We start from the raw sequence: 2,936 nt of genomic DNA on the forward strand, positions 1-2,936 counted from the left end.
CTGCGGGAATTGCGGGGAATGGTGCCAGGGCACATGATTCACCCACCCGGGGTCGCGGTAAAACTGTGGCGCGGCATTGAAGAGGTAATAGGCGCGGCCCGGAAGGGTCAGTGTTTCGCCGTTGACCACCTCTGCCGGTAGCAGGCCCGAACCAGGTCCGCTGTCCAGCGCGGCGGAATCGGGAGCGTTTTCCACGAAAGTCCAGTCGTCTGAAAAAGTGAGCTGGGCATAACCGATGGAACTTGTAAGACCTCCCCATCCTTCCCATATGGCGGACACGCCCTTGTTTGGCGTGGAGGTGTGTTCACAGAGGCGGGAAGCCACTGCTGCCAGTGTGTCCGGTGCGAGGTTGCCGGTTAGGGGTTCCGAATATCGCCAGCCCTCGCTGTCCAATATCTCCTGACGGCTCGGTACTTGCCCAAGAAGTCGGTGGAATTGGGCCAATGGGTGCATCTTGGTCCCGAACGCACCCGCCACGTCAGACCAGCGGACCTGTTGCTCGTCGAGGGGGAAGACGTCCGTTCGGGGATGTCCGTACCAGGAGCCGGTGTCCTGCGGGCGGTCCCGCGCCACCGGATGAAAGATCCTGGCGTAGGCGGGGAAGCCCCGTGGCACCACAGCGTGCATGTCAAGCCACACGGTATCCATCAGAGGCTTGAGCCATTCACCGGGCGCAGCATTGGGCAACGATTCCATGGCGCCAGCCTAATAGCCGGCACGGGGCAACCCCGGGCAAGGGTTGCGAAACACAGCCGGATTGAAGCTGGCGCGACACCGTGATGGCGACCCAGTGTATGCAGTGTCCGTTGAGGGATCCCCTATCGAACGCAGGAGCGTACGTTGGGCCACCGGCTTACGGGCGGTTCTCCGAAGCATCTCCCGTGGGCTTGCTGAATGGATAATTGTCTTGCGTTTGTACGAGGGCCGTGAGGAACCAAAGTCGGCGAAGTAGCGCTTGTCCGCTACGGAAAACACAGGCACCGCTGTCCTTAGCGTGTACCGCCTTGGGCTGCAGGGCGGCTGACATGGTGGAGCAAGTATCCGTAGGCCAGCTCACGCCGATCCGGATCAGCGTTCAGCCAGGTCTGTGCGGTGCCACTCGGAAACTCCATAGAAACGACAGCACGAAGGTCTCGTGGTGTGTCGAAATCCCAAGTGCTCATCAGGGCGGTGGTGTGTGCTCCCTGGGCTGACCACCACTCCCGTACATAGTCTTCATGTCCCTGGGTCTCGGCAGCGGAACTGACTGCGAGGAGGTCGGCGAAATCACCGTTAGCTTGATCGTTGTCAATAACTACCAGCGTGCCGCCCGGACGCAGGACCCTCATAACCTCTGCAAGCCCAGCCGAGCAGTCATTTCCCGGTGTTGGAAAGAAATACGCAAATCGAGCGTGGACCACGTCAACTGACGCATCGCCGAGTGGGATATGTTCTGCAGAACCGTGAAGGACCCGAGCTTCCGGCGTTCGTGAACGTGCCCAGTGCAAGAGATCGACGTCGGGTTCGACCCCAAATACTTCCCGGGCGTGAGTCGCATATCCCGGAAGCCAGAATCCCGTTCCACAACCAAGGTCCAGAAGGGTCTTCCCGGCCCAGGGTGCGATGGCGCTGAGCGCATCCCAAACGATACCTTCGCGGTCCATGGCCGCATTTTCCAGCTCGTACAAGTCAGGGTTCTTGCCCTGATTCCAGGCCTTCACGAAATCCGTCAGCATGGCCCCCATCCTTGCACGTCGAGCATCGAACCTGCCCGGTGAAGGATCCTCTACGGGACGGTCTATGGTGCGGGTCCAGAGTGTGCACTTCTAATAGTCAATAATGAACGATAATCCCTTGCCCCGCGGCGAGACCCCCGGCGATATCGATTCAAGAAGGTAGTTTCTGATGGTTGATCGGTTCCAGGTAGTCCCCGCCAGCAAAGTCATCTTTCGACGCGGGGAGCTCGTTTTGCTTCAATTGCGCCAGGGCACCGGGTATATGGATGGATACTGGGCTACTGCTGCGGCAGGCCATGTTGAACCTGACGAGTCTGCTGCCCAAGCGGCAGTACGCGAGGCGCATGAGGAGCTCGGCGTGTCCATTGAGCCCGACCAGTTAGTCCCGTTAACCACGATGCACCGGTCGCAAGGAAACGGCCAGGCCATTGATGAACGGGTCGATTTCTTCTTCACATGCACAACTTGGGAAGGGGAACCTCAGATGATGGAACGTGGCAAGGTAGCCGATCTTGCATGGTTCCACCTTGATGACCTGCCTTCTGCCCTAGTTCCTCACGAGCGATACGTCATCGAACGTCTACGGATTGGTCTGGCGCCCATTATCGCCTTTGGCTTTGCCACGGCGTGAGCCAAGCAGGCCCACCAACTGATGCCCGATGTCATCGTGGGTGCCGGTTCGAGCGATTCGTAAAGCTACGCGTCCCAAGGCATGGGGCTTCGGGCCGCACACCCGGGTTGTCTTTTGCCTGGCCAATCCCGTCCGAACGAGCGGTTGCAAGGACACCGCTTGGGAGTGTTTGGATTTCTCAGTACTCGGAAACGCGCCGGCTTTATCGTTGCGCTGTAGTCCAGCGTTGCCCCCGTTAGCACTGCCCGCGCAGCATCGCTGACAAATAATTCCGCTCCAATGCATCCGTATCTAGCATCCGATTTACTGCCCACTTCTTGAGTGAATACGTACGTACTACCGCAACAGCCCCCAGCCTGGATATCGACCCGAGCGTGACCTCCCATCAACTCAAGCTGACGGATAGCCGCCGCGGTTACGACAAAGGGAGGGAGGACGGTCTCAGTCATGGCGGTCACTCTAATGGACCCCGGTATAGATCGTGACGGTACCCGCCGGACAAATCGTTGAAAACAGTCCTCTTGGAGGACGTGGACTCGGGTCTTCTGTAAACGACCATTCACGGGACTACACGGAGGCTGATCGCAACG

General features: G+C 59.1%; 3 protein-coding genes. 1 reads left to right on the forward strand and 2 read right to left on the reverse strand.

Annotated features, from left to right (window positions below):
• Positions 1–696: hypothetical protein (locus LQV45_RS23550; protein WP_230009068.1), on the reverse strand; the 696-nt coding region annotated here is incomplete at its 3' end.
• Between the two features lie 293 nt (positions 697–989).
• Positions 990–1,715 (reverse strand): class I SAM-dependent methyltransferase, encoded by a 726-nt coding sequence (locus tag LQV45_RS23555; RefSeq protein WP_230009069.1) that lies wholly within the window; start codon positions 1,713–1,715, stop codon positions 990–992.
• A 169-nt stretch (positions 1,716–1,884) separates the two neighbouring features.
• On the opposite strand from LQV45_RS23555, the gene LQV45_RS23560 reads away from it, so the two are divergent.
• Positions 1,885–2,346 (forward strand): NUDIX domain-containing protein, encoded by a 462-nt coding sequence (locus LQV45_RS23560; RefSeq protein ID WP_091557572.1) that lies wholly within the window; start codon positions 1,885–1,887, stop codon positions 2,344–2,346.
• Positions 2,347–2,936: the final 590 nt, after the last annotated feature.

The sequence above is a fragment of the Microbacterium sp. Bi128 genome, from assembly GCF_918698205.1.